This window comes from Litoribrevibacter albus (assembly GCF_030159995.1).
In the GTDB taxonomy this organism is placed as follows: Bacteria; Pseudomonadota; Gammaproteobacteria; order Pseudomonadales; family Litoribrevibacteraceae; genus Litoribrevibacter; species Litoribrevibacter albus.
The window spans coordinates 85755-110595 of record NZ_BSNM01000003.1 but is presented as its reverse complement, the minus strand read 5'-3'; the positions used below and the strand labels follow the sequence as shown (position 1 = coordinate 110595).

The 24841-nt window shown below is 45.8% G+C and carries 28 protein-coding genes; 5 read left to right on the top strand and 23 right to left on the bottom strand.

Annotated features, from left to right (window positions below):
* Positions 1-106: 106 nt before the first annotated feature.
* Positions 107-835 carry an SDR family NAD(P)-dependent oxidoreductase gene (locus QQL66_RS02255; RefSeq protein WP_284378279.1) on the top strand — a complete coding sequence of 243 codons (729 nt, stop codon included), beginning with the start codon at positions 107-109 and terminating at the stop codon, positions 833-835.
* Between the two features lie 45 nt (positions 836-880).
* On the opposite strand, the gene QQL66_RS02250 is transcribed toward QQL66_RS02255, so the two are convergent.
* The 6 genes from QQL66_RS02250 to QQL66_RS02225 all read right to left on the bottom strand — a co-directional run bounded on the left by QQL66_RS02250 (position 881) and on the right by QQL66_RS02225 (position 4643).
* Positions 881-1384, bottom strand: a complete 504-nt coding sequence (locus QQL66_RS02250) for a DUF4124 domain-containing protein (protein WP_284378277.1) — start codon at positions 1382-1384, stop codon at positions 881-883.
* Between the two features lie 127 nt (positions 1385-1511).
* Positions 1512-1916 (bottom strand): GFA family protein, encoded by a 405-nt coding sequence (locus QQL66_RS02245; RefSeq protein ID WP_284378276.1) that lies wholly within the window; start codon positions 1914-1916, stop codon positions 1512-1514.
* Between the two features lie 14 nt (positions 1917-1930).
* Positions 1931-2401 carry a GNAT family N-acetyltransferase gene (locus QQL66_RS02240; RefSeq protein WP_284378274.1) on the bottom strand — a complete coding sequence of 157 codons (471 nt, stop codon included), beginning with the start codon at positions 2399-2401 and terminating at the stop codon, positions 1931-1933.
* A 55-nt stretch (positions 2402-2456) separates the two neighbouring features.
* Positions 2457-2798 carry a darcynin family protein gene (locus tag QQL66_RS02235; RefSeq protein ID WP_284378272.1) on the bottom strand — a complete coding sequence of 114 codons (342 nt, stop codon included), beginning with the start codon at positions 2796-2798 and terminating at the stop codon, positions 2457-2459.
* A gap of 77 nt (positions 2799-2875) precedes the next feature.
* On the bottom strand, positions 2876-3718 hold the full coding sequence (locus QQL66_RS02230; RefSeq protein WP_284378269.1) for a Dimeric alpha-beta barrel: 843 nt from the start codon (positions 3716-3718) through the stop codon (positions 2876-2878).
* A 43-nt stretch (positions 3719-3761) separates the two neighbouring features.
* On the bottom strand, positions 3762-4643 hold the full coding sequence (locus QQL66_RS02225) for a LysR family transcriptional regulator (RefSeq protein ID WP_284378267.1): 882 nt from the start codon (positions 4641-4643) through the stop codon (positions 3762-3764).
* Positions 4644-4737: 94 nt separating this feature from the next.
* Between QQL66_RS02225 and QQL66_RS02220 the strand changes: the two genes are divergently transcribed.
* The gene (locus QQL66_RS02220) at positions 4738-5238 is read left to right on the top strand and encodes a lactoylglutathione lyase family protein (RefSeq protein ID WP_284378263.1); all 501 of its coding nucleotides are present in this window, start codon (positions 4738-4740) and stop codon (positions 5236-5238) included.
* A gap of 194 nt (positions 5239-5432) precedes the next feature.
* On the opposite strand, the gene QQL66_RS02215 is transcribed toward QQL66_RS02220, so the two are convergent.
* From QQL66_RS02215 to QQL66_RS02200, 4 genes are all read right to left on the bottom strand, one after another.
* Positions 5433-7667, bottom strand: a complete 2235-nt coding sequence (locus QQL66_RS02215) for an outer membrane protein assembly factor BamB family protein (protein ID WP_284378261.1) — start codon at positions 7665-7667, stop codon at positions 5433-5435.
* Between the two features lie 108 nt (positions 7668-7775).
* Positions 7776-8801 carry an AraC family transcriptional regulator gene (locus QQL66_RS02210; protein WP_284378258.1) on the bottom strand — a complete coding sequence of 342 codons (1026 nt, stop codon included), beginning with the start codon at positions 8799-8801 and terminating at the stop codon, positions 7776-7778.
* 68 nt (positions 8802-8869) lie between these two features.
* A complete protein-coding gene (locus tag QQL66_RS02205; RefSeq protein WP_284378255.1) occupies positions 8870-9199 on the bottom strand; it encodes a zinc ribbon domain-containing protein YjdM in 330 nt (109 codons plus the stop codon).
* A 157-nt stretch (positions 9200-9356) separates the two neighbouring features.
* Complete coding sequence (locus QQL66_RS02200; RefSeq protein ID WP_284378253.1) at positions 9357-9854, bottom strand: hypothetical protein; 498 nt, start codon at positions 9852-9854, stop codon at positions 9357-9359.
* 654 nt (positions 9855-10508) lie between these two features.
* Here QQL66_RS02200 and rsgA point away from each other — a divergent pair.
* Entirely contained in the window at positions 10509-11588 is a 1080-nt protein-coding gene (gene rsgA, locus QQL66_RS02195; RefSeq protein WP_284378250.1) for a ribosome small subunit-dependent GTPase A, read from the top strand.
* 532 nt (positions 11589-12120) lie between these two features.
* Positions 12121-12789, top strand: a complete 669-nt coding sequence (locus QQL66_RS02190) for a DUF1326 domain-containing protein (RefSeq protein WP_284378247.1) — start codon at positions 12121-12123, stop codon at positions 12787-12789.
* Positions 12790-12948: 159 nt separating this feature from the next.
* Here the strand turns inward: QQL66_RS02190 and QQL66_RS02185 are convergent, their stop codons facing one another.
* Entirely contained in the window at positions 12949-13947 is a 999-nt protein-coding gene (locus QQL66_RS02185; RefSeq protein ID WP_284378245.1) for an NADP-dependent oxidoreductase, read from the bottom strand.
* Between the two features lie 202 nt (positions 13948-14149).
* On the opposite strand from QQL66_RS02185, the gene QQL66_RS02180 reads away from it, so the two are divergent.
* Entirely contained in the window at positions 14150-15055 is a 906-nt protein-coding gene (locus QQL66_RS02180) for a LysR family transcriptional regulator (protein ID WP_284378243.1), read from the top strand.
* A 163-nt stretch (positions 15056-15218) separates the two neighbouring features.
* On the opposite strand, the gene QQL66_RS02175 is transcribed toward QQL66_RS02180, so the two are convergent.
* From QQL66_RS02175 to QQL66_RS02120, 12 genes are all read right to left on the bottom strand, one after another.
* Positions 15219-15743 carry a P-loop NTPase family protein gene (locus tag QQL66_RS02175; RefSeq protein WP_284378240.1) on the bottom strand — a complete coding sequence of 175 codons (525 nt, stop codon included), beginning with the start codon at positions 15741-15743 and terminating at the stop codon, positions 15219-15221.
* A gap of 192 nt (positions 15744-15935) precedes the next feature.
* Positions 15936-16304: a hypothetical protein gene (locus tag QQL66_RS02170; RefSeq protein WP_284378234.1), complete on the bottom strand. Its 369-nt coding sequence runs from the start codon at positions 16302-16304 to the stop codon at positions 15936-15938.
* Positions 16305-16390: 86 nt separating this feature from the next.
* On the bottom strand, positions 16391-16780 hold the full coding sequence (locus QQL66_RS02165; RefSeq protein WP_284378232.1) for a hypothetical protein: 390 nt from the start codon (positions 16778-16780) through the stop codon (positions 16391-16393).
* 149 nt (positions 16781-16929) lie between these two features.
* Positions 16930-17649 (bottom strand): hypothetical protein, encoded by a 720-nt coding sequence (locus QQL66_RS02160; RefSeq protein WP_284378230.1) that lies wholly within the window; start codon positions 17647-17649, stop codon positions 16930-16932.
* A 50-nt stretch (positions 17650-17699) separates the two neighbouring features.
* Complete coding sequence (gene cobM, locus QQL66_RS02155; RefSeq protein ID WP_284378229.1) at positions 17700-18509, bottom strand: precorrin-4 C(11)-methyltransferase; 810 nt, start codon at positions 18507-18509, stop codon at positions 17700-17702.
* Positions 18510-18531: 22 nt separating this feature from the next.
* Positions 18532-19311 (bottom strand): precorrin-3B C(17)-methyltransferase, encoded by a 780-nt coding sequence (gene cobJ, locus QQL66_RS02150; protein WP_284378228.1) that lies wholly within the window; start codon positions 19309-19311, stop codon positions 18532-18534.
* A 13-nt stretch (positions 19312-19324) separates the two neighbouring features.
* Positions 19325-20116 carry a cobalt-precorrin 5A hydrolase gene (locus tag QQL66_RS02145; protein ID WP_284378226.1) on the bottom strand — a complete coding sequence of 264 codons (792 nt, stop codon included), beginning with the start codon at positions 20114-20116 and terminating at the stop codon, positions 19325-19327.
* Complete coding sequence (cobI, locus tag QQL66_RS02140; protein WP_284378224.1) at positions 20106-20837, bottom strand: precorrin-2 C(20)-methyltransferase; 732 nt, start codon at positions 20835-20837, stop codon at positions 20106-20108. The genes QQL66_RS02145 and cobI overlap by 11 nt, the downstream gene beginning before the upstream one ends.
* Complete coding sequence (gene cbiE / locus QQL66_RS02135) at positions 20837-22195, bottom strand: precorrin-6y C5,15-methyltransferase (decarboxylating) subunit CbiE (protein ID WP_284378218.1); 1359 nt, start codon at positions 22193-22195, stop codon at positions 20837-20839. The genes cobI and cbiE overlap by 1 nt, the downstream gene beginning before the upstream one ends.
* Positions 22195-22836 carry a precorrin-8X methylmutase gene (locus QQL66_RS02130; RefSeq protein WP_284378216.1) on the bottom strand — a complete coding sequence of 214 codons (642 nt, stop codon included), beginning with the start codon at positions 22834-22836 and terminating at the stop codon, positions 22195-22197. The genes cbiE and QQL66_RS02130 overlap by 1 nt, the downstream gene beginning before the upstream one ends.
* 11 nt (positions 22837-22847) lie before the next feature.
* Positions 22848-23651, bottom strand: a complete 804-nt coding sequence (cobK, locus tag QQL66_RS02125; RefSeq protein ID WP_284378214.1) for a precorrin-6A reductase — start codon at positions 23649-23651, stop codon at positions 22848-22850.
* Positions 23648-24820, bottom strand: coding sequence for a cobalt-precorrin-5B (C(1))-methyltransferase (locus QQL66_RS02120; RefSeq protein WP_284378212.1), 1173 nt, complete (start codon positions 24818-24820; stop codon positions 23648-23650). Before QQL66_RS02120 ends, cobK begins: the two co-directional genes overlap by 4 nt.
* Positions 24821-24841 lie beyond the last annotated feature (21 nt).

The following is a 24841-nucleotide window of genomic DNA, read 5'->3' as shown; positions in this document are numbered from 1 at the left end:
CTTTTACAGAACCATTAAGTGTTTATATTGGTATCTTATTGAGAACAGATCAAGCTGATAATCTTTTAATCATGTTGCACAAAAGCATTTGTTTAGGAGAAACAGCATGAATGGAAAAACAATCTTAATCACAGGCGGAACAGCAGGCATTGGTCAGGCAGTTGCTGAGCGCTTAATTAACGCTGGCAATCAGGTCATCATCACAGGTCGTGACCAAAGCAGAATTGATGAAACGGTAAAAGCACTTGGTTGTGCTGGCTACGTTGCAGACAGCGCTAACTTTTCTCAAATACAACAATTGGCAACTGCACTGCAAAAAGACAACATCCAGTTGGACGGACTCGTTCTAAATGCCGGAGTCTTCTACCCTGAATCATTCAAAGACACATCCGAAGACGCCTTTGATTTAACTATGAACATCAACACCAAAGGCCCGTTCTTTACCTTACAGAAATTACTGCCCGTGCTGAAAAACCCTGCCAGTGTCGTGTTTGTTTCCAGCATTGTTGTCACTAAAGGGTTTCCAAATGCTGCCGTTTACTCCGCCAGTAAAGCCGCCTTCGAAGCCATTGTTCGCGTTGCCAACCTGGAACTTGCGCCGCAAGGCATCAGAATCAACTCAGTACGTCCAGGCGTTACCGCCACGGAGATTCAAGGCAAAGCAGGCATGACTCAAGAACAACAAGACGGCATGTTTGAATCTATGAACAGCACTGCACTCGGCAGAGTGTTAACCGCCGATGATCAAGCAGGAGCGATTGAATTCTTACTGTCGGATCAATCACTGGCGATGCGTAATGCGGTGCTCGAAGTGGAAGGTGGGTATTTGCTCTAATCTGTAAAGTACAACCAAAGGCCAGTAGATCTTTACTGGCCTATTTTATTTCCTATCAAAAGCAGTTCTCCATGAAGTAACACATCCATCCTTAAGGTATACATAACGAACTCCCCCTGTCACATAATAAACCCACTGAGATCTACCCTTAGAATAGTTATTGATATCACTAGGGGAGCCCCATGAACCTCGGACATCTTTGCTCTTCATGCCCTTTTTTAAACTGTGCCTAATTTTCAAACGTCTAAGTTCAGTAGAGCTTATAAATACACAAGAAGATTCTTTTTTGTAAGAATCATCACTAGTTTTCAGATCATCCGAATGCCCTTCAGATTCATACATTCGACCACCAGCATCCCGACCAACAGCCCCACCGATTTTGTAATCCCGAACCTCAATTTCCTGACCTTCGCCCTCACAAGGCTGATCACTAAATACGGTACGATTATTCGGGCCTTTACACTGATAAATTGGTGAAGCACTCAAACTAAAACTGAAAAAGGTAGAAAGCAGACATGGTATAAATAATGTGGGCTGTGCGAGTTTCATAGAACATCCTTATTCTTCAATATCGAGTCAAACATCCAATGTTTGAACAAGTACAGTATTTAATTCAGGGAAATAGAATACTAACCAGTTTGGTTTTAAATAGTAATAAAGCCTATAAGTTGATTCCCTATTCTGGCAACGCCTCAAAGCTCTGTACGTTCTCCAAACACTTAGACCACTTTGTCTGACTTCTCATGAATATCTTTGCATTCGGAGTCTTAGCTATCGGGGTATCTAAACAGCCCGCAGGCACAACCACGAAACCTAATTTTTCGGCATGTGTTGGTACGGAAGAACCGCAGTTTTGACAGAAGCTTTTTGAATGCTGAGTCTCTGGCAATTGAAAGGTTTTAACCAGGCCCCTGCCTTTTAACCAAGTAAGCGTTCCAGAAGTTGAAAAGAGATTGGCCGCATGTGCAGAGCCCGTGTCTTTTTGGCAATGCTGACAATGACAAAGAACGAAGGAGTCGAATTCACCTGCCAATTCAAATACAACACTTCCGCACAAACATGAGCCCTTATGCATTTTCATTTCTACATCCTTGATTACCCTGTTTTTATATTTCTAGAGTTTTGTAGGTCTAATGTCATCGGTACAAACCGAATGCCATTGTAATCACCTTCTTCAGCTGTGCACTCAAACCCCAATGATTCATAAAAGCTCACCGCATTAATCGACGAACGAAGACTCACTTGTTGTGCCTTGGTTTCAGTCACCAAATAATTAAGAAGAGCTTTGCCAATCCCTTTGCCCTGACACGACTTCGAGACAAACAAATGCGTGAGGTAATCCGCGTTTCTTAACGCAGCAACACCTACAATTTCACCAGAGATAGCGGCTTTCACCGAAAGGTAGTTTGGTTCGGTAAGGATGGTATTAAGATCAGGTAGTACACGGGTTTTAAACTCCGCCTGACCTTTTTCGTTGAAGTGTGGAAACACATCAATTTTGGCGACATCTAAAACCAAATGAGTAATTGATTCCAAGTCGTCCTGACTTACTTTTTGAATGTCCATTTTTAATAATTCTCACACAATAAACAGGCTCTAGGCCATATCAGATAGTTGGAATTTAGGCACTTGTCCCAACACTCGATTCATACTCAGCAAACCCATCTTCTATTGCTGGAAAGATATCAACGATTTCAAAGTATGGGACGGTATAAATTTCAGTATCACGCAATGCTTCAATCAGAAAATAGTAATCTTGTATGTTCTCTGTTTCGTACACAGCAATGTCACTGCACTTGGTTGTAAATGCTTCAGCATCATACAAACGGACAGAAACACTAGGGTAGTTTGAGAAGATATTTGATTGTATTTTATCGAAATACTGGCCTCGCTCTTCCCTGCTCATGCTCAGCCATTCTTTGGTTGCGTTCATATGAACAAAAAACGTGTACTTCCTAGTCATTACTTCCTCCATTTATTTCTTTGTCGTCATATAGATTAAGAGCCTTATATGACACAGCAGTTTTCTTATTAAGATACTTATTCAGCATGTTGTGCCATGAAAATAGCAACTCGCTCTAATCCGGCATCACGATGAACTTCTCCCTGATGAAATTCATCGCTTTCAATCACGGCTAAAAGGTTACGACGCTGAGGATAACGAACAAACACGAAGTGATCCCAATTGTCGGCCAACATACAATCTTCTTGTCTACTAATCAGGCAGATTGGTTTTCCACCGTAGACTGGGTAAGCCCCTCGTCGCAGTAGTTCGAAGCCAGCGATCTTTGCGTAGCGGTTATAAGCTTCCACGCCAGAGATCGGTTTAGCTGATTCAGCTGCACCTTGGTAATCAGCCATCGGCTTATATTTATTCAGGTTATAGACATAGAGAGGATCATCGGGATTTTGAGCTCGTGCCACGGTCATCTGTTGCTCATCCGGCCAAACAGCAGTGTTTTCGGCTTTCCATCTTGCAGGTGGGGTTCTGTTTTCGTTCACCCCCTTAAACAATCGAACGATTCCGGAGATCGCCCTGACTATTTTGAACCTAACCGGCGGTTCGGGCTCAACACATAGGATTGAGCACTCAGCACAAACCTGCGCCAGAGTCTCACAATGATGTTCAAGGCAGTCAAACGCGGCTTTGTATGATGTAAACTCATCAATCACGATCTCATCAAGCAGCATTCCTTCACGGGCAACCGGGTCAGGTTTGATTCGAAATAACCGCTTACCGCCAGCCCCATTCATGGTTGCCTTTAGCCAAGATTCATAGCCCACAGAATCCTTAATGTTCAGATGATAAATAAGGGCTAAGCGTTTGCCAGAAGTTGTTTTAATGACTTCACGGCAGGAAGCTATATCTTTTAGGATGTCCATATCCAATCAACTCGTTGTGTTATTCCTATCTTTTATCGCAATTTCAACGGCTGTTGCCAAGCCATTGTTTCGCTTCTTCTAAAACAGTCATAACCCTTTTAGGCAGTGTGATTCTGGCTCGTGTGGCAAGATACAAAGGCTCACTGACCGGATTTGCCAAGTGATGAGCCCTGATTAAGTGAGGACTATGAAATGCCTCCACCGCATAACTGGGCAAGACAGTAAATCCCAGCCCTAGGCTAACAGGTTCAAGAATCAAACTGATTTGATTTGAGAAACCTTTTTTCTCAAATTGATCACTGTACTGAAATTCAGAATAGTTTTCACTCAACAGTAGATACGCATGATGAGCGCCGTCCGGGTGATCAATAAAGCCAAGTACATTCAGGGTTTCCCAAGTAGGTGTTTTTATCTCCCTTGGGGTAATCAACAACAGAGGTTCTTCCATAATTTGGTCACAGGAAACGTCTGCAAGTGTAGAGGGACGACTCATAAATCCGATATCAGCGCGAGATTCTGAAATGGACGTTTCCACGTCAGAGTTAGGCCCAAACCGATAATCAATGACCAGCTTAGGATACTGTTTCTGAAGTTCCAATAAACGAGGATAGAGCTTCAAACCAACACTTCCGGGCGACATGACCCGAACCTCGCCTTCATAAGCCGAGTCCTCTCTCACATGCGCTTCCAGCTCAGATAAGGTCAGAATGACTTCCCGCCCTTCTCGGTATAAGCGTTCTCCGGCATCACTAAGGGTAAAGTGCTTCCCTTCCCTGAGCAGTAACAGCACACCCAGTTGCTCTTCGAGTTTGCGAATGTGCTGGCTCACTCCTGATTGCGTCATGAAAAGGCGATCTGCAGTACGAGTGAAATTCCCTACTTCTACCAAGGTACAAAAGCTTCTTAACCAGACGGGATTAATCATTACAAAACGTACTCATAAACATAATAAATGATAATTTCTCATACTTAATCCACCTTTGTAAACTGGCCACAACTTAAACAGAGGAGAACATCTTATGAATCATGTTTACCCAAGGAATTTCTCTCACATCGGCATTTCCGTCACCGATCTCGATAAAGCCGTTGAGTTTTACACCAAGGTATTAGGCTGGTATTTGATTATGGAGCCTACCGACATCACTGAGGATGACAGCGCCATCGGACAAATGTGTACGGATGTGTTCGGACCTAACTGGGGGAGTTTTCGTATTGCACACCTGTCTACTGGCGACAGAATCGGGGTTGAGTTATTTCAATTCCAGAATCAGGAAAACCCGGAAAACAACTTTGAATACTGGAAAACCGGGATCTTTCACTTCTGTGTTCAAGATCCGGATGTTGAAGGGCTTGCAGAACGAATCGTTGAAGCCGGTGGTAAGAAACGCATGGAGAAACCTCGCTACTACTACCCTGGGGAAAAACCATACCGCATGATTTATATGGAAGATCCATTCGGAAACATTTTGGAAATCTACAGTCACAGCTATGAACTTATTTATAGCGACGGCGCGTATTAAGGTTCCTCTCAGAATACCGAAAACTCAGCAGAGATAGCCTAATAGCAACTTAAAAATAGTTTGTGGATAGTTTCTGGAAAGCCTATAGCCTGTAAAAAGAAAAAGCCGATCATGCAGAACATGATCGGTAAAGCCTAATATTACACTTACAAGATACTGGTCTTATAAAGAGAATAATCAGCTATGAAAGGTTCTTAAAGTAGTGCTTGCCATTCTTCCAGTTTGGCTTTCATCGTTGGAAGATCCGCTAACCCCAAAGCTTTGGCGTCTTCGAGTGCTGTTAACATGGTTGCTGCGTCTGACTCAGTGATCTCGGAAAGCGAAGCGGCGGCATTCACACTTTCTATCATTTGCCCGATCAGGCCATACAAACGATCCACTTCCGCACTTCGAGCAGCCTCGCTGGCCGTGCCTGCTTTAGCAATGAGGTTATCAATTCGATGAATGGCCGCTTGGCCGGCTTCCTGAGCCACACGAATCTTACTGCCTGGTTTCTGGGTGAATTGAGAAATGCCCCCCAGTGCTTCATTCCCAAAGTATTGCAGGCTCGTATTATTGGTTTTGAAACCGACCGCACGAATCATCGCCACATTCAATATGCGTCTTAGTGGCGAGTTACTCATGTACAGGTCGCCGTTAGGAGCCGTTGCCATGACCGACACACTCTCTTCAATGCCCGGAGCACTGTAACGAATATCACCGGTTTCACGGTCTAAAATCACTTGTGAAATCTGGAACGGCATCACCTTCCCTTGTGGGCTTAGATATCCGTAACCCGCCTGAGCTACTACGCCGTTGCCAGTAATCCCCGCCAACACCATGTTGCCTGCCATTGGCATAAACTCAAAACCTTGGGTACCCACAGATTGGTAGAAACCTTCAATCGCTGGTTTCAGCACGTTCTGATACATGTGAGCCTGGGTCGTTGCCTCGCTCAGTACAGAAGTATTGAAGGCGTCATCCAACTTTGCAGTCCATACTGGCGTATCACAATCCGTACCGTTACCAGCACAATTGCCCATGTCTTTCACTTTAATGATGTCGATGGCGGTAGATAAGAAGATTTCGTTATCTTCCCGAGAAATTGCAATGGAACCCACCACCTGACCACTGCCAGTTTGGTATTCCCAGATAAGATCCCCCGTCTCAGCATCAATCGCCAGCATTTTATCCACCGAGTCAGCGGTATACACCACTGAACCATCATAAGACAGCGTCGGAGTAGCGGCCGTTCCACCTTCGAAATCACGACGCCATTGGATTTCCAAATTCCCGTCTTCATTGAAATCTAATGCATAGAGAGCCCCCAATGCCGAGAAACCATCTTCTTCGCCATCGGCTTCGTCCGGTGCGGTTGCGCCAATTAAAATGCGTCCTGAGCTTGGGTCGATACCGAAGTAGTTAGACACTTCATAGCCACCGCCAAGCACCATAGTCAGTACGTCAAAGAAGGTTTGAGTGTCTTCCATTAACTTACTCAACCCGTTATGAACAAAGGGCTCCAGTTTTGAGTAATCGGTTTCAAACTGGGTATTGAGTGTCGCCGCTCCCGGTAACGAATACGGTGAAATTTTGACTAACCCTGTATCCCGATCATGTACAGAGATATGGCCATCTGCATAGACCGCGATCATGCTATTGGTTTGAGGGTGGTAATTGATTCCGTAGTTATGGGTAGAAATCTGAGTAGCATCCGCAGGTGCTTTGAGGCCGGTTTTTACATCCCACAACACTTTGCCTGAACTGGTCACGGCCGTCATGTACTCATAACTTCCGATATAGATGATGTCCTCATCACTGCCATCATTCGCAGGAAGGATCAGCGGCGCGCCTCCTTGCCCAATACGCTTACCAGGCAGAGACCAACGACGCTCACCCGTTTCCCCATCGATAGAAGACAAATACACATCCTCCACCGGATCGACAGGCACCACATAAACATTACTGTTCCGGTCAAACACCCCACCTTCATAACTAAAAAAATGTTTCTCGGCGATCCAGGATAACTGAGTTTCAGGGGCCGCAGCAGACAAAACCTCATCGCTATTGCGTGTGTCTCCATGCAATGCATAGAAGCCCTGCGCTTCTAAAGGTGCGCCAGCAGCGTTTACATCAGGCAAGGCATCAGGACGCCATTGGCTATCTGCGGCAGTGGCCGGAGACTGATTCGGTAATATGTACAGTGCAGGGTCAACGCCCCCCGCAGGCAGCACCGTACTGGGGTCCATCGCCTGTATGATTGCAGTCGTTTGACCTGCCACCATAATCCGATTTTCTGACGCATCAACGGAAACACTTGCTTGTAGGCCATGCAAGTCACCGTAAACGGTTGATTCGGAATGGCTCGATTTAGAATCTGAACTGGAACCACATGCTGTAAGTGATGCAACCGCAGCTGCAAGTAACGTAAGTTTAACGGGCTGAAACATCTTTCCACCTAGTGTTATTGTTATAGTGACACCAGGCATGTTATCCAGAACAAAAAGTCTGCTCTTGTCATTCCTTGCCATTGCCCTGTCAGGAGAGACCTAACAGAATTAATCCTCTGGGGAACGATGTGTTTGACGATATTCGGAAGGGGTCATTTGGAACCAGCGCTGGAAAGCACGGTTAAAGTTGCTGGTATCGTTAAAGCCCAGATTCAGCGCAATGTTAACAATGCTCTCAGTGGTTTGGGTAAGATAATAACAAGCCACTTCCTGCTTTTTCTCTTGCAACACCTGACTAAAACTCGCGCCCTCTTCTTTCAGTTTTCGCGCTAAAGTGCGTTCAGACAGCTTGAACTTCTTAGCCAGGGACGCCAACGTTGGGGGCTCATTATCAGAGGCAAACTGAATGTTCAGTTTGCATTTATGAACCCAGGTATGTGCGTTCATCGACCTTAAATAATCCTGCACCGCATGTTCATTAGCCAAGGCCATTTTTTCGTCATAATGAATGGAAGGCTGCTCTAGTAAAGCTCGCTCTAACCACAACACATTGCTTACTTGATTGAACCTAATGGGGCAACCATAAAACTCTTGCCAAGGCTGAAACGAGTCTGGGGTAGGCCGTTTCATATCCACTGCCCTGACAACTTTCACATTGCCCATCATGTTCTGACAGTATTTCAAAATCACAGAAAAGAACGCATCTATCGCAGAGAGACTAATCTCCACCCCTTCATTCTCATTGATACTGAAGCCAATAACGTCAGGCTGGTATTGCAGATCAATAATGACGGAATCACTCACGAGAGAGTAATAGGAAATGATTTTCTCGAACGCCTTTGCCACACTTTCGCTGGTGACGGTTAACATTCCCAGCGCTTTAAAATGCATAGCATGAACATGCTCAGAAACCTTCAAACCAAACGCAGGGTTTCCTGTTGCTTTAACTGAAGCATTCCAAAGACGGGTCATATTCTGAACGGGAATCCGCCCAGCAGGATTCTTCTGCTGCTCTGCCAAATCCAACCCGGCTTCTTCGAACACCGACTCAGCTGAAACACCTTCAGCTTTGAGAGTCCAGCTTACCGCCAGTGCCCAAGCGGAGATTGTTGTATAAGCGTTGCTATCTTCCACGAATGTTTACTACCGTTCTAATACACTCTTAATTATTAAGCGATGAATAAGAACATCAAACAAGTATATTAGGCTTTCTTCACATATTTAGGCGTAATCTTGATTGCGCCCACACCCTCAACTTTACAATCAATGTTGTGATTATCAGGGCTATCAACCAGTCGTATATTTTTAATCTTAGTACCCACTTTAACCACTGACGAAGACCCCTTAACCTTGAGATCTTTGATCACAGTAACACTGTCTCCATCACTCAAAATGTTGCCTACGGAATCTTTCACGATCAGACAATCTTCTTCCTCTTGGTTAATCGGCCACTCAAAAACACATTCCGGACAAATGTAACTAGGGCCATCTTCATAAGGATATTCTGAATCGCATTTTGGGCAGTTAGGCATAGGAATTCTCTTATTAGGTCAGATCACTACAGAATGCTGCCTATTATCCATCATTCGGCTGAAGGGTAAATTATTTGGAAGAACAGTAAAGAGCACTCTCACGCATCTGAATAGATAAAAGTAAGCGGCCCTATCTAACTACTTCAATAAGTTCACATTAATCAGTCGGACACAAATACGACCCTACCAACGGCACTTCTACTCTTTCAGCTGTTAAACTGCCTTCAACTTCAATATTTAAAGGATTTGTTGAGATTGTTGAGTTGTCCACCGGCACGATCGAGTTTTGAATGTGGTATTGATAAACACCTTCCTCTTCAGGATATGAAAACTCCAACCCGGATAAAGCTTCGGTTTCATCTTGTCGGAGTACAAAACGACTACGAACTACAAAATGATCAGAATGCTCTTCAACGTGTTGTTCAAGTACGTCAGCAAAGTCTTCGTAGCATTCAAACAGCAGCATTTCATAATCGTATTGTGATCGATCACCTCTGTTAAGTAACGGCTTGAAAAATACATATGGCTGGCAACGAGTCTCACCTTTGTAAAGCAGCTCGATACCATCTTCATCCTTCTCAGCAATACTGAAATCACGTTTGCTAAGAATTAATGTTTGATCCAGATTGATCAGGGTAATGGTTACATCGTCCATAGTTAATCTTCTCCTACTTTACCGGTTTGAATTCGATTGTTTTAACGCGGCCCCGTTCTCGGCTACTCATCATCTGCAGTGACATTTTGATAGAGATCGTAACAATCACCATGTTTAAAGCCCGCACCATAACACAACCAAACATTTAAGTATTTAAATGTTAACCAAGCATCTTACCCCACCTGCGTTTACAAAATATGCGCAGTCTAAATCAGCAAAACTTCGTTCTGTGCGAGTAATGCCGTTACTCAGTAAACCATCAAGATCCACTACCGCAAGCGACGACTCCAAACATCATCAGTGAGTGAATTTGCGATAAAGACAATAATCTAAACTCGTCGATACCGAATAATTTCATTGATTAACCATTGAACTTAACTCATTATTGCGTTGCCCAATAAGGGGTTAATTTTGTGTAAATCCGAACTCTGCCAAGAGAACCGGAAAGGAGTTTCTTTATGATTGTTTCAAACGTTGAACTGGTTTTATTGCCGGCGGCGAATGTTTAGGATTTAACATCCTTTCATACTTATCCTGATCTTTTCTGATATGTCCTGAGTCCTCAGGTTGTCCGTCCGGCGTGCATATGATTTTGCCGGAGCAATGACATTGAATTTTTCACATTTACAGTCCATCGGTTGGACTAACTATTTCATGCAACAACTGAGTGCACAGCTTTCCTTTGACGAACTAACCGCTCTGCACAGTGACGAAGAACCTACGAATCAACCTTATGCTGTGTTTCGTATTACTGCAATTCATCGGGACCGAATCGAAGCCATTGGTGAATTAGGAAGCTCTAATTTAATAAGCACTGACTTACTGTGTCCGCCTGAATTTCGCCCAACCAGCTTGTTTCTTGCGGTTGGCGATTGGGTCCTGGCCGAGCGCGCGGAAGAACATTGGCGAATCAAATTAGTCGTGGAACCTAAAAGCCGATTGCAAAGGCTCTCAGTTGATCAACCTCAGCTAATCGCGGCAAATCTCGATTATTTATGGATTGTCACCAGCGCCAACCAAGACTTTAACCTCAAGCGATTACAGCGTTATTTGGCGCTTGCGCTAGAGGCAAACATTGAACCCGTAGTGATTCTGACCAAAAGCGATTTATGTTCGGAAGCGGAGTTAGAAGAATACCTGGCTCAACTAAAAAAACTGAATTGCCATCTGATTCATGCCATCAGCACCTTGGAAGGCACTGGGCTGGATACCCTAAAAACGTATCTCAACTCCGGTACCAGTATCGCCTTGGTGGGTTCATCCGGAGTGGGAAAATCCAGCTTATTGAACGCCCTCGCTGGCACGCAACAAGAGGTAGCTGGCATCCGTGAAGATGACGACAAAGGAAAACACACCACCACTGCACGACAACTATTTTTCATCGACAGTGCAGATGAAAAAGCCCACGGTAAAGTGGCGGTGATCGATACCCCTGGAATGCGAGAGCTACAGCTCTTCAACAGCCAGCAAGGCATCGAAGAAACCTTTGCTGACATTCACTCACTCGCTCAAGACTGTCGATTTAGTGATTGTCATCATGAGCAAGAACCAGGCTGTAAAGTTCGAGAAGCGCTTGAGAATGGCACAATAGATCCGTCAGACTTCAATAACTATCAAAAGCTATTGAAAGAAGACGAACACATCAAACGCCGGGATTTAGGAAGCCACGCAGAACGCAAACACCAGCGCTCCTTCTCCAAGATGGTCAAAACCATGAATAAGGAAATTTGGTAACTGACTAAGCTGAAAATACCTAACAAAAAGTGAAATCCAAAAGCGGCCCAAGTGGCCGCTTTCTATGTTTGACGTGCTATATATGTTTGATGTGCTATGTATCTGTTTGACGTGTTAAGAATATGTCTGACATTTATCCGCATAATAATGCGCTCCCCCGGACCAAATAATTCTTTCCTTTAAATTCACTTCCAGTCCGAGAACCGTTGAAAAATAATCCTTAAACTTCATCAACTTAAAGTAGACTACCGTTCACCACATAAATCGCTAAATATCCCCTCAATTCACACCGACTCCTCCGTTATAAGCTATCCTAATTATTACCGGCCGAACGTATAGCCCCGTACCGTAATAAACGAGTCAATGCTGTACCGACTCACCTCTCTTAGATCTTCTAATGGTGATAGCAGGCCAGTGCTTTTGGCTGTTTTCAGTGGAAGTTTAGGCCCCCGAAGTTTAGATCCTCAATGCTCCCAAGCGACCAACTTCTGCATCCGAATCGTATACAGCGTTACGATAAGGAGGATGAAAAATGAGTGATCAATGGCTGTTTAAAAGCGAAACCTACGATAACTGCAACTGTGATGTAAATTGTGGTTGCCAATTCAACTTACCTAGCACTCATGGCTATTGTCAGACTGCCTTTGTTGGGCATTTAATTGAAGGCCACTTTAACGACACTCCTTTGGCGGGCTTGAACTGGGCCGCAATTTATAAATGGCCCGGTGAAATTAAATACGGCGAAGGTAAACGGGTATTGGTTATCGACGAACGAGCAGATGAAGCTCAACGCCGAGGTATTGAATCAATTATCTCAGGTGAAGCCGGAGAACCAATGAGCAATATGTTTTCGGTCTTTGCGTCCACCTGTTCGGAATGTTGTGACACCCTATTCCTGCCTATTGCGCTTGAAGCCGAGTTAGAACGACGAACCGCAACCGTTGCAATTCCAGGCGTATTGCAAAGTAGTGGCAGACCGATCATCAACGAGTTTAACGGCGAACCTTTCCATATTGCCTTGGCACGCCCCAGTGGCAGTTTTGAGTTTACCTATGCAGAAATAGGTCAAGGAAATACCACCGTTACAGGTGACATCGAAATGTCCTACAGCGACTCGTGGGCTCACTTTTGTATTCACCACTTTAATCAGGATGGTGTCGTTCGCGAGCGATCCAGACTGACCGCATGGCTGGGTGTGTGAGCTAAGTACTGACGAATGTGTGTAATGAGAGAGGCTAACAACCCCGACGCGTAGATTCACACAGGCAAGGGATTCCTAATCGATTAGGCATTGCTTGTGTGAATACTACGTCGAGCCAGAGACCGGACAAATTCTTAGCTGTCCAATTCCTAATGATGTTTACAGTTTGACGATCAACTTACCGCGGTTGCCACCGGTAAAGAACAGATTCAGGCCATCAATAGCGGATTCCAAACCCTCCAACACATGCGTGCGATATCTGATTTTGCCGTTGATCACATAAGGAGTGAGTTTTTCAGTTAGCTTTTGAACATCCTGGAAATGATCCGGCATAGCAAATCCACGAATCGTAATACGCTTTTTAATCAATGGAATCCAGTTAGGGCCAGCTGAAGGTGTGTCCGAGGTGTAATCCGCAATCATGCCACACACAATGATTCGACCATGCGTATTCATCTGATCAAAAACAGGTTGTTGAATGGCGCCACCGGTATTCTCAAAGTAAATATCAACCCCATTCGGTGCGTATTCACGAAGACGGGCTGGAATGTCATCCGTCTTATAATTGATGGCCGCGTCAAAACCTAACTCATCACGAATCCAGTCACACTTCTCATCATCACCAGCAACACCGATTACATTCAAACCATCGGCTTTAGCCAGCTGTCCAACAATTGATCCCACGGAACCGGCTGCGCCACTGACAACAATGGTTTCACCCTTTTTCGGATCACCAAAGCCATACAAACCTTGAGTGGCCGTCATACCCGGTAATGCGAATACCGCTAACGCCATTTCTTCATTCAGGTTAGTCGGCAACTTGGTCAGTCCTTCGCCACCACTAACGAGATACTCTCTCCAACCAAGCATGCCTCGTACACGATCGCCCACGGCAAAGTCAGGGTGATTACTCTCAACAATTTCACCAATACCCGCCGAACGCATCACTTCACCAATCTCAACCGGCGGAACATAGCTTTCCTGGTCAGGGCTCATCCAACCAATCATGGCCGGATCAAGCGACATATAAGTCTGCTTAACCAACACCTGCCCTGGCCCCGCCTGAGGAATGCTCTTGTATTCCACCTTGAATAAATCTGGAGTAATTGGCCCCGGATTAGGACGAGCCGCCAGGCTAATGTTTGTATAGGTACTCATGACAATTCCTCTTGTTTGCATTCGGTAAAATCGATGCGCTCTTCTTAGTTGCGCTAGGCTATTCATCTTTTTGATAAGGCTGCGGCATTATTACTCCCACTTTCAACCTATTAAACCGTACAAACTGGTGATCTTTATTGCCATAGAGACAATAATAATTTAAAACAAGCTATCCTCTAACACTCGGGCATATGGAGTTCCTATGGATCAACTGAGAGCATTGCGTTATTTCAGCAAAGTCGCCGAAACAGGAAGTTTCACCCGAGCTGCAGACACCTTTGGAGTTCCCCCCTCCTCACTTTCACGTCGAGTTGCAGCTCTGGAAGATGACCTAGGAGCGACCTTACTCAAACGCACAACACGATCGGTACAACTGACTGAAATCGGACAGCTCTACTACCAACAAGTGCAGGATATTCTTCATCAATTGGAACAAAGCGATGAGGCTGTTCGAAGCTACCAGACCAAACCAATGGGACAACTTCGCATCAGTGCCATGACAGGATTTGGTGAACGGTTATTACTCCCACTGTTGGACGAGTTCAAACAGCTCTATCCAGACATCATTCTTGATGTCAGCCTCAGCGATGCCATCACCAAACTCGGCCGGGACGAAGTCGATATTGCTATTCGTGGTGGCTATGCCCCGAATGAACGAGTGCAGGCGATTCGGCTGATGGAAAATGAATTCATTCCTGTAGCCTCCCCCCACTACCTTGAGAAAATGGGTACGCCAAACAATGTGCTTGAGCTAAAAAACCACTTAGGGCTGTTCTATAGAACACCAGCCGGGCCATCCCCCTGGCTCTGCGAGATCAATGGCGAGTGGCGTGATGTCTCGGGCATCCCGGTGGCGATCTCAAATCATGGAAAATGGTTGGCGCAATTAACCACCGAAGGAAAGGGAATCATGATGGCTCCTCGCTGGTCAGTAGAACCCTACTTTGAAAATGGTCAGCTGCAAGAATTGCATTTTAATCAACCACTGCGAATCACCCAAAACCCGGACATGGCTATTTTTCTGCTGTATCAAAAACAACAATACGTTGTACCGAAAGTGAAAGTGGCTGTAGATTTCTTTGTGGCTCGGCTAAAAGATAAGTGGTGAAGCTAAGAAAGAGGTAAGACTAAAGACCAGCCGCGCATGGCTGGCCTGTTACATAGCCTGTTACATAATCCCGCTACCGTATTGCTGCTGTTTACTCTGTGTTGGAAGCACACCCTCGTCCGGCGGGAAATCACTGGCTCGAATAGACAGAACCTGAATGTCATTATTTCGAGGTAAAGGCCTGCTCATCCACAAACCGATTCAACTCAGACACCGACCGAATCACATGCAATGATTTACCCACCGATGCCTGTTCCAACCGCTGCATAAAATCATCATTCCAAAACTTAGGGCTAAGTTTTAGAAACTTATAACTTTCCAATGAACCTTTAAACACCGAGCTGCCATCTGGCCAACCTTCCGGCTTCACCACCAGCCCTTTCAGCATTCGCTTAGTGACTAACCAATAACTGATGGGATACGGTAAGTCGATATAGATCAAGGTATCCGCCGCTTCTAAGCGTTGGTAAAACGATCCTATTGGCCCCAAGCCGTCGATGATCCAGCGATCTGACTCCAATATTGATCCATGCGCCTGATCGTAGGTTTCCCTATCAACCTGACTCCCATCCGGATTGAACAGAATGGAATCCAGCGCATGTAACTGTATTCCAGTTGCTGACGCTAAACGTTTACTTAATGTGGACTTGCCACTACCCGGCTTACCAAAAACGGCGACTTTGTTCATGCTACCTCTGTCCTATTCTCATAAATTAATACCCAGAGGCAGAAACAGAAAACCCGCCTCTTGGGCGGGTTTCAGAAATTATTGACGCATCACAAATCCCACCACTCCTATGGAATGATGATAATAATTCGACCAGTGGTTTGCGTACGTTGTGTATTCATTCGGTTATCTTGTTTGATGTTGGAGGTTGAGTCAACGCTTTAAATCTGAAAACCTTTCTCTGAATATTTTAATCTGATCAAAAATAAGAACCTGCCCCATCTCTTCCTCGATATAGCTCGATGTTAAAATCAGATTAAGTAAAGCAGACAAAGAAAAATTATTTTCTTCTAAAAGGGAAAGCAAAGCCATACGAGATTCTTGTTCGATTAAAGGCTTAAAGAAATACTCGATAGAACTGGATTCATTCTGATAGAGATTGATAACAAGGTATACCTCTTCGTCCTCACCATATATGTCCAAAGCACCATCCAAATCCTTTAATGTCAGTTCCTTCGTTATATCAATGAACTCTATCCACTGCTCTTTGGTACTAAGTTCACTAACTTTAACAGTTTTCATTAATTCACCTATACGCCTACTTTTCTACACAAAACCATAACACTGTGTAAATACATGTCAGAGCAACTTTTAAACGCCTCGACTTCCTATAAAGCACTGCATTCTGAATCAGAGAGACTAGCTACTTTAATCACCTTCCTGACACTTATCTGGCCTTCAAAGTCTGCTGCAAAACCATCATTTGCTCGAGCTATATAATCGCCTTCAATCTCAAGAAATACCTCTTCGTAAGGTTTAGTAGAAAACCTAAAATACTCCTGTTCCAGATAGCTCAATATATCTTCCGAACCTTGAACCCAAACGACTCGCTTCTCGCCACATGGTTGAAACGTATTAACTTCGTGTCCAAAAATGTAATGACCAGATAAGGTATTACTTTTGGTTTCTTGAAGTGACGTTTCAGTCGCGACCGAAGCACATGACTGTATCAATAATACGCTCAAAACAAGAACGGTTAGAGAAAATAACTTATTCATAGATTCCCAACATATTTGATTACAGTAGAAGGATTAATTTTGGCTCCAAGCCTAGAATGTATACGCACATGGACATGGTCTGTAATGCCATTCTTATAGTATTTGAGCAGTACCTACAACACTACTTCCTTCCATTTTCGAACTAAAGATCAATATACAGTTTTAATTTCTTGTACATATTTTGTGATGTAGAACATAAAATAGACTTTATCAAAACCATGTAATGATTTAACGAGCTCAATCCCATCAGTCTTGCCCAATAGAGACGATGGATTAGTGCCATCAGCTACCAACAATAACCAAACCTCATCACAATTTTTTCTATATTTTTTAAGCTTCTTAGACTTACTCTCTATTGCCTTATATGCTTCCTCAGTTGCAGTAGGTTTAACCCATCCCGCGCGAGCAGCAACAAAGTGACATCCAATATTTGGTGGGATAAATGTGGTATAGATTGATTTCACTTCCTCTATAGGCATGTTAAATCTAAGTTGCTTATATTCTTCTCTGTGACTAGATAGCCATTTGGATTGAACCGTATCTGCTATTTTCTTTGCTAATAACTCTCTTTGTTTTTCTCTCAGACCTTTAACATTTCCAAAGATCACTTTTGTACGAGTATTAAAATATTGCTTTGAATTGGCATAAACTTGCGCGAACTTCAAAATATCATCTTCAATGCTTTCAGTAGCTTGAAGAGGATAATCCCGCTCTAAAAATAATTCCGAGTGTTCAAGACCCACAAGTTTCCCATCTAATGGAAATAAGAAGTCAGGTGACTCTGACTTGGTCCACTCAATTTTATTGTCTAGATCCAGACTTTCCCGAAAGAGAGCAAAATGTCTATCTTCTTTGGATAAATTCGGCATAACTAAACTCTGAAAGTTAAAAACCAAATATAACTCATTACAAAAAGATATTACCCCCTCGGGTGAGCCATCTTACTCTCCACCGTCCTCGGCTTGGCCGTCTTGCTCTTTGGCCTGTACACGTGGGCTTGGTCTTCGTCGTAAAGGTAGGAATCCCGAAATTCATCCGTCCCAAGTACATGCCCGACCAGGATCAATGAGGTGCGGGTGAATTTCTTCTCTCTCACCTTTTCCACGATGTCTTTGAGCGTACCAGTGACTTTGTCCTGATCCGGCCAGCTGGTGCGATAGCACACGGCCACAGGGCAATCTTCGCCATAGTGCGGAATCAGTTCTTCCACAATTTTATGAATACGGGTCACACCGAGGTGAATTGCTAATGTCGCACCGCTGGCTGCGAGTGCCGGTAAACGCTCGCGTTCCGGGAATGGGGTCTTGCCTTCGTATCGAGTCAGGATGATGGTTTGTGATACGCCAGAAAGGGTCAGTTCTTTGCCTAACCAAGCTGCAGACGCCGAGGTCGCAGTAACACCAGGGATGATTTCAAAGTCGATATCGAGTGCGTCTAGTCGGCGGATTTGTTCACCAATAGCACCGTAAAGCGATGGATCACCGGAGTGAACACGGGCAACGTCTTTGCCTTCTTTATGAGCCTGCTCGATGTGTTCGATGATTTGATCCAAGTCCAACGAGGCGGTGTCGATGATCTGCTCTGCAGTGTGCTCTACGTCTTTAAACACTGCACGTGGTACCAACGAGCCTGCGTATAAAATCACCGGGCACTCGTTGATTAAACGCTGTGCTTTGACAGTAATCAGTTCCGGGTCACCTGGGCCTGCGCCAATAAAATAAACGGTCATGTTTGATTCCTTTTTTGCAGCCTTACACCAGTTTCTTCTTGTAACCACGCGGAGTGTAAATCCACTCTTTGTTGCCATTCACAATGTGGCGAGATTCGCTGTTGCCAACAGAAACCAGGGTGAACATGTCCACGTCTTTCGCATCGAGTTGATCCAGCGTGGTTAAGGTAATACTTTCATCGCTGCGGGTAAGTTGACGGCCTAACAACACAGGCGTCGAGCCTGGGCGGTATTGCAATAGAATGTCGCGGGCGGTGTTGATCTGCCAATCGCGCTTTTTAGAACGCGGGTTGTAGAAGGAAACGACAAAGTCCCCTTCGCCACAGGCATGTAAACGCTTCTCGATGGTTTCCCACGGGGTTAATAGATCCGACAAGGAAATGGTGCAGAAATCATGGCCTAACATGGCCCCTACTCGGCTGGCACCGGCTTGCATGGCAGAAATACCTGGCACAACTTCGATGTCCACATCCAACCATTCAGGGTGATTCTCTTTGCCTTGCAGTTGTTGATCCAACAACTCGAACACCAAAGTGGCCATCGCATAGATGCCAATGTCACCGCTGGAAATCAATGCCGTGGTTTTACCGCTGGCCGCCAGATCGAGTGCCAAACGTGCACGGCCAATCTCTTCACCTAATGGCAAATCGTGGTGAGTTTTACCCTCACACACCTCGCCCAATAATTCCAAATACAGGCCATAGGCCACAAGATCACTACTGGCTTTGATGGCCGCCATGGCTTTTGGGGCAACCAGATCAATATCGCCTGGGCCGGTTCCTACTACATACAACTTGGTCATTTGGTTCTCTTCGTTAAGACTGGCGTCGAGCGTCACTAGGATACGCCCTCGCAATGGCACAGGTGGCTTTGGCCGTTTTGTGCTTATTTAAAATCAGTTCACTGTAAGCGTTCGTGAGTTGAGACGCGCCAACCAACGCCGCCGATTCCGCAACGCCATAGACGCCGACGGTCTTGAATACATAATCGGATTTTGTGCTGAGCAAGTGCTCCACTGTGGATAACTCGGCCGCATCAAAGGTGTTGAATGGCTTCTCTAAATGCTCGGCCAGTTCGATTAAACCCACTTCATCGGCTTTGATATCAATGCTGTTGATGGAGCCAATCTGGTCGAGCGTTAAGTTCGCTTGCGCTAAGCAGTCCATTAACAAACACTCTAATTCTTCTTTTGGGCAGTTACGTTCACATCCCATACCCACTGCATACTTGGGTTTTAAATAGGGGTTGGCGGTGGTCATCACCAATTGACTGTTCAATAACTCAGCCACTTGTCGGCCCCACTCATTCGCGCCCCCTTCATGACCGGATACCAGCGGGATCACAAACTGCCCTAATTCATCCAACACCAACACAGGCGGGTCTTGCAGTTTACTTGCTAACACAGGCGCTAATGTACGAACCACAATACCCGTGGCACAGATCATAATCAGTGGTTCACCCGCCTGAAAGGCATACTGCACTTTCTCTGAAAAAGGCTTAGGTTTGTACCAAACATCACTGTTTTCTAGCTTTGCATTGAGTTGCTCAGCCAACCGTAAGCCCGCTTCGGTCAGCGCGACGATTTTAACAGATGAGTTATCTTTCACGGCTAACGTCTCTGTCCGCATCTCTATCAGGAACAACCACAAACAAGGAAAAATACGGCCCGGCTTCACCCGCTAAAGAGCTGACATCCTCAACAATCTTTTGATTAAAGCGAGAGATGTACTCCAAATACCGGGCGTCTTGCATTCGACCTGTTTCCGTTAACGCATTGAGGATACGCTGACGGGAGCGTCCGGCTTTCATGATCACCACAGAGTCGTGTTGCTGCAGAACGTCCATCAATTGTTGATCGGAATGTCGGCCACTGATCACTGCGAAGGATTCCTTCAACATGGTTAATGGCATCTGCAGCTCGGAGGCTGCGGCATGAACAGAAGAAATTCCCGGCACCACTTGGCAAGCTACCTTACCTTCCAAGCGTTCTAACAAATAGGCAAACGAACCAAAAAACAGCGGATCGCCTTCACATAGAAACACCACGCTTTTACCTTCTGCGATTGCAGTTTCAATGGACTTCGCCGCTTGATCGTAGGCTTGATTGGCAAGACTGCGATCTTCCGACATCGGCATAGGGACAGCAATTTCTTCAGCAACAGAAGTTCTTTCAGCCATCACCTCGGCCGCGATTTTACGAGCTTGCGCTTCACCGCTTTCGCCTTGTAAATAACTGATAACATCAGCTTGCTTGATTAATCGAGCAGCCTTTAGGGTAATTAACTCCGGATCACCCGGCCCTACGCCCACACCAATAAACTGAGTCATCACTTCGCTGCCTTCTTAAATTGAAACTTTTTATATTGAAAAACGGTAACCGGATATTTAGATTGATACACCAGCTTACCATCCACCAACTTTCCATCCACTAGCTCACCAGCAACCATCTGCCCCCGCTTTACAGCCACTTCGGTGCTTTCAATCACCGCGTGTGTTGAGAGACCTGAATCATTGGAACTCGCAAGCAATTCAGCAAAGTCGTTTAGTTGATCTTTGGTGGATTGAATCACCGCGCTCGCTACCAAAATCCCCCCCACAGGAAGTAGCTCCCAGCACTGAGCGAGTAGCTCTGGCAAAGCACCATCGCTACCGCCAATAAACACTTTGGTTGGCTTAGGTAAATCTGTTAAACAAGCCGGAGCGCGGCCTTCAACGATGTTCATGTTCGACACCACACCGAAGCGCTCCCGGTTAATAGCGAGGTATTTTAATCGCTCGGAATGGTGCTCAATGGCATACACTTTGGCCTTTTCATTCCAATAGGCCAACTCCACAGCCACGCCGCCGCAACCCGCGCCAATATCCCAAATCACATCGTCGTTATTCGGTTCTAAATAGGAAAGGATGCATAAGCGCACTTCGCGTTTACTGATCATCCCCTTGCCAGGTTCAGCACCGGTTTCAAACAAGGCATCGGCAAACCCTGGGAAGCTTGGCAACACACCACCTAAACCTTTAACTTCAATAATGGTCACATGCAGCGGATCAAATTCACCTTTGTTACCAACCCTGCCATCAACCAGTTCTTTTGCAGAGAAGGATCGGCATTGTTCATCGTCATACCCAAGTCGTTCACACACGGTAATTCGGGAGTCGCCAAACCCTGCGTTGATGCACTCTTGCGCTAACGCTACAGGGTTGCTTTGTTCATCCGTAAGAATCGCTAGTGTGCGATTAGCTTTGAGTTGAGTTCGTAATTTCGCCAATGGCCGACCATGCAAACTCAGCACATCGGTATCTTGCAAGGATAATCCCAAGCGATGACACGCTGCCTGAATGCTCGACACCGCCGGATGAAAGCGCAATCGCCCTTGTTCAAAGGCTTCAGCAAAATGCTGCTTAAACCATCTGCCGATGCCATAAAACAAGGGGTCACCAGAGGCTAATACCACCACACTTTTATCGCTCGCCAACTCGTCAATCAGAGCCTTCAACTCAGACAATTTTGGTAATTCTATCCATTGCTGCTGTTGCGGCTTCTCTTCAACAGATAACAAGGCCAATTGACGTGCCGAGCCAATGACGTAATCCGCAGCGGCAATGCATCGCTGTGTTTCTTCGGTAAAGACTGGAGTTTGAGAAATACCAAGTCCGACGATATCCAATTGGCGAATAGGTGAGTCCATCAGTAATACTCACCTCGGTTACAACGCAGCAGCGCATTACAGGTGGCGGACGACACAGCACTGCCGCCTTCACGCCCGAGCAAAGTAATGCATTCAATGCCCAATTGTTGATGATGATCCCACAGCGCTTGTTTGGATTCCGCTGCGCCCACAAAGCCCACCGGCATACCGATAATTAACGCCGGTTTGTCGGCACCCTGATCGATCATTTCAAGCAATCGAAATAGCGCCGTTGGCGCATTGCCGATGATCACCACACTGTCTTTTAGCTGATCTCGCCACAATTCCAAGGCCGCCATAGTACGTGTTTCGCCGTTAGATTTCGCGATCTCGGCAACGCTTGGGTCATTCAAAAAGCACAAGGGTGCTTTGGTAATCATTCGCTTGGTAATGCCCTGTTTGACCATTTCCACATCACACAGAATCGGGCAATCATTGGCTAACGCTTCTCGCCCAGCTTCGCAGGCGTTTTCACTAAAACGAACCTGTTCAGCCAAATGCGGCAAGCCCAAACTGTGGACGATACGCATCACCACTTGCTGTTGATCTTTGCTGAAGTGATCGAGTGTTGTGAGTTCTCGGATCTGTCGAAAGCTTTCCGACTCGATCTTCTGCGGGTTCATTTGGTAGTCAAAGTTCATGCATATATTCCTTAGTGAACCTGCATCATGTGATTCAGTTTTAACTGGCTAATGATCAACATTGCCAGTTTATTTAAGTCGTCGTAACAAACGTTTTCAGGCACGGGGGTTGGGCGCGCCAACATCAACACCGGCAAGCCGAGTTCTCGTGCGACCTGGATCTTGGCAATGGTCGCCTCACCACCACTGTTTTTGGTCACTAGAACATCGACCTTATGCTCAGTAAACAACTGACGTTCACTCTCGAAGGTAAAGGGGCCGATGGCTTTCACGGCAATCAGGTTATCCGGCAATGGTGATTTAGGTTCCACCGCCGTTCGCCATAGATGTTTGATCTGCTGATGAGGATGGGCCAACAGCCACTGCAAGCACTCATCGTTGAGTTGGCCAGCGGAGAAAAATACGGTTTTACCCAAGCTGATGGAATTAAGTAATGGCGGCCAATGGGTAAAATCCTGCCAATCGTCTTTCGGTTGCTTAGGCCATTCCGATCGCTGAAAACGCCAGTATGGAATGCCCAGTTCTGAGCAGGTCTTCCAGGCCGTGGCAGAAATGTTTTTTGCAAAGGGATGCGTGGCATCGCATACACCGACAATCGAATGGGTGTTGAGATATTCCGCTAAACCGCCATACGATGAAAAGCCACCATCAATGATCTCACACAGTGTTGCGCTTTGTTTAAACTCTGGAGTTCGCACCAAGCCTGCAATGCTGTACACCACAGGAACCCCGTAATCCAGTAAGCGATTCACCATCGCCTTACCTTCGGAGGTGCCGCCTAAAACCAACACTTTAGAGAGAGGCGTTATGCTCATGCGTCACCCTCCCCGTTTTCATCGCCCACATCATTCAAAAACGCCCCAACAAACTTGCCTTTGCGATCAATGGCCCAGACATCCAGCTTGATGTGTTCCGGCACATAGCTTCTGGCTTTTTGGTAGGCCAACCGACACATGGCATCTGCCAACGGAACATTGGCTGCTGTACACAAGTTAAGTGCCTGAATGGTGGTATTGGCTTCCAGAATCTGTTGTTGAAGAGTTCCATCGGCGCCCGCCGATTTCGCCACGTCAGCAATGTGTTGAAAGTCGATGGACGACACGCGGGAGTTCAAATCCATGTGGCCATTAGCGAGTTTGCTGATCTTGCCAAAGCCCCCGCAAATGGTAACTTGCGTCAGCTTTTCAGCTTGAGTCTGATTCAGTTGTTTAAGGTATTTAAGCACCGCTCCGGCAAAATCGCCCATCTCTATCAGCGACATTTCACTCAAATCGTACTGGGCTTTAATAGCCTGTTCACTGCTGTTGCCGGTAGTGGCCGCAATGTGATCAACGCCATTGGCAATCGCCACATCAATGCCTTGATGAATCGAAGCGATCCAGGCGGAACAGGAAAAAGGCCGGACAATTCCCGTTGTTCCCAAGATCGACAATCCACCTAGAATCCCCAATTTCGGGTTCATGGTTTTCTGGGCAATGACCTCACCATTTTCCACGCCAACGGCGACTTCAAAGCCGCCTTGGTAATCATGGAACTGAGCCAATTTTGTAAGGTGATTGGTAATCATTTGTCGCGGCACAGGGTTAATCGCCGGCTCGCCCACCGCTAGTGCCAAGCCTTCACGGGTCACCGTGCCTACACCTTTCGCGGCTTTAAAGTGAATTCCCGGTGTTTGGGTCAACGTCACTTCCACAAAGATGGTCGCACCGTGAGTGACATCCGGGTCATCACCCGCATCTTTAATGGTGCTGGCTTTTGCCGAATGCTCTGACAAGACCTCAACCGATACCGACAAACTGACTTCTTTGGGTGCCTGAGAACGCTTGGTGGGTAACGTAATAGAAACAGACTCCAACAACTCGTTTGCCCGATCCGCAGTAGAAAACAAGCAACGAGCGGCCGCCAAACTACACGCAGTCGCACATGAACCTGTGGTCAGGCCCGTGCGGAGCGGTTTGGCTTGTTCACTGCTTTCTGGCCACATGAATTAGCGTCTCAAAGGGGT

Coding starts and splice junctions, on each gene's coding strand:
- QQL66_RS02255 (WP_284378279.1), top strand. CDS start 107: ATGAATGGAAAAACAATCTTAATCACAGGCGGAACAGCAGGCATTGGT.
- QQL66_RS02250 (WP_284378277.1), bottom strand. CDS start 1,384: ATGAAACTCGCACAGCCCACATTATTTATACCATGTCTGCTTTCTACC.
- QQL66_RS02245 (WP_284378276.1), bottom strand. CDS start 1,916: ATGAAAATGCATAAGGGCTCATGTTTGTGCGGAAGTGTTGTATTTGAA.
- QQL66_RS02240 (WP_284378274.1), bottom strand. CDS start 2,401: ATGGACATTCAAAAAGTAAGTCAGGACGACTTGGAATCAATTACTCAT.
- QQL66_RS02235 (WP_284378272.1), bottom strand. CDS start 2,798: ATGACTAGGAAGTACACGTTTTTTGTTCATATGAACGCAACCAAAGAA.
- QQL66_RS02230 (WP_284378269.1), bottom strand. CDS start 3,718: ATGGACATCCTAAAAGATATAGCTTCCTGCCGTGAAGTCATTAAAACA.
- QQL66_RS02225 (WP_284378267.1), bottom strand. CDS start 4,643: ATGATTAATCCCGTCTGGTTAAGAAGCTTTTGTACCTTGGTAGAAGTA.
- QQL66_RS02220 (WP_284378263.1), top strand. CDS start 4,738: ATGAATCATGTTTACCCAAGGAATTTCTCTCACATCGGCATTTCCGTC.
- QQL66_RS02215 (WP_284378261.1), bottom strand. CDS start 7,667: ATGTTTCAGCCCGTTAAACTTACGTTACTTGCAGCTGCGGTTGCATCA.
- QQL66_RS02205 (WP_284378255.1), bottom strand. CDS start 9,199: ATGCCTAACTGCCCAAAATGCGATTCAGAATATCCTTATGAAGATGGC.
- QQL66_RS02200 (WP_284378253.1), bottom strand. CDS start 9,854: ATGGACGATGTAACCATTACCCTGATCAATCTGGATCAAACATTAATT.
- rsgA (WP_284378250.1), top strand. CDS start 10,509: ATGCAACAACTGAGTGCACAGCTTTCCTTTGACGAACTAACCGCTCTG.
- QQL66_RS02190 (WP_284378247.1), top strand. CDS start 12,121: ATGAGTGATCAATGGCTGTTTAAAAGCGAAACCTACGATAACTGCAAC.
- QQL66_RS02185 (WP_284378245.1), bottom strand. CDS start 13,947: ATGAGTACCTATACAAACATTAGCCTGGCGGCTCGTCCTAATCCGGGG.
- QQL66_RS02180 (WP_284378243.1), top strand. CDS start 14,150: ATGGATCAACTGAGAGCATTGCGTTATTTCAGCAAAGTCGCCGAAACA.
- QQL66_RS02175 (WP_284378240.1), bottom strand. CDS start 15,743: ATGAACAAAGTCGCCGTTTTTGGTAAGCCGGGTAGTGGCAAGTCCACA.
- QQL66_RS02170 (WP_284378234.1), bottom strand. CDS start 16,304: ATGAAAACTGTTAAAGTTAGTGAACTTAGTACCAAAGAGCAGTGGATA.
- QQL66_RS02165 (WP_284378232.1), bottom strand. CDS start 16,780: ATGAATAAGTTATTTTCTCTAACCGTTCTTGTTTTGAGCGTATTATTG.
- QQL66_RS02160 (WP_284378230.1), bottom strand. CDS start 17,649: ATGCCGAATTTATCCAAAGAAGATAGACATTTTGCTCTCTTTCGGGAA.
- cobM (WP_284378229.1), bottom strand. CDS start 18,509: ATGACCGTTTATTTTATTGGCGCAGGCCCAGGTGACCCGGAACTGATT.
- cobJ (WP_284378228.1), bottom strand. CDS start 19,311: ATGACCAAGTTGTATGTAGTAGGAACCGGCCCAGGCGATATTGATCTG.
- cobI (WP_284378224.1), bottom strand. CDS start 20,837: ATGACTCAGTTTATTGGTGTGGGCGTAGGGCCGGGTGATCCGGAGTTA.
- cbiE (WP_284378218.1), bottom strand. CDS start 22,195: ATGGACTCACCTATTCGCCAATTGGATATCGTCGGACTTGGTATTTCT.
- QQL66_RS02130 (WP_284378216.1), bottom strand. CDS start 22,836: ATGAACTTTGACTACCAAATGAACCCGCAGAAGATCGAGTCGGAAAGC.
- cobK (WP_284378214.1), bottom strand. CDS start 23,651: ATGAGCATAACGCCTCTCTCTAAAGTGTTGGTTTTAGGCGGCACCTCC.
- QQL66_RS02120 (WP_284378212.1), bottom strand. CDS start 24,820: ATGTGGCCAGAAAGCAGTGAACAAGCCAAACCGCTCCGCACGGGCCTG.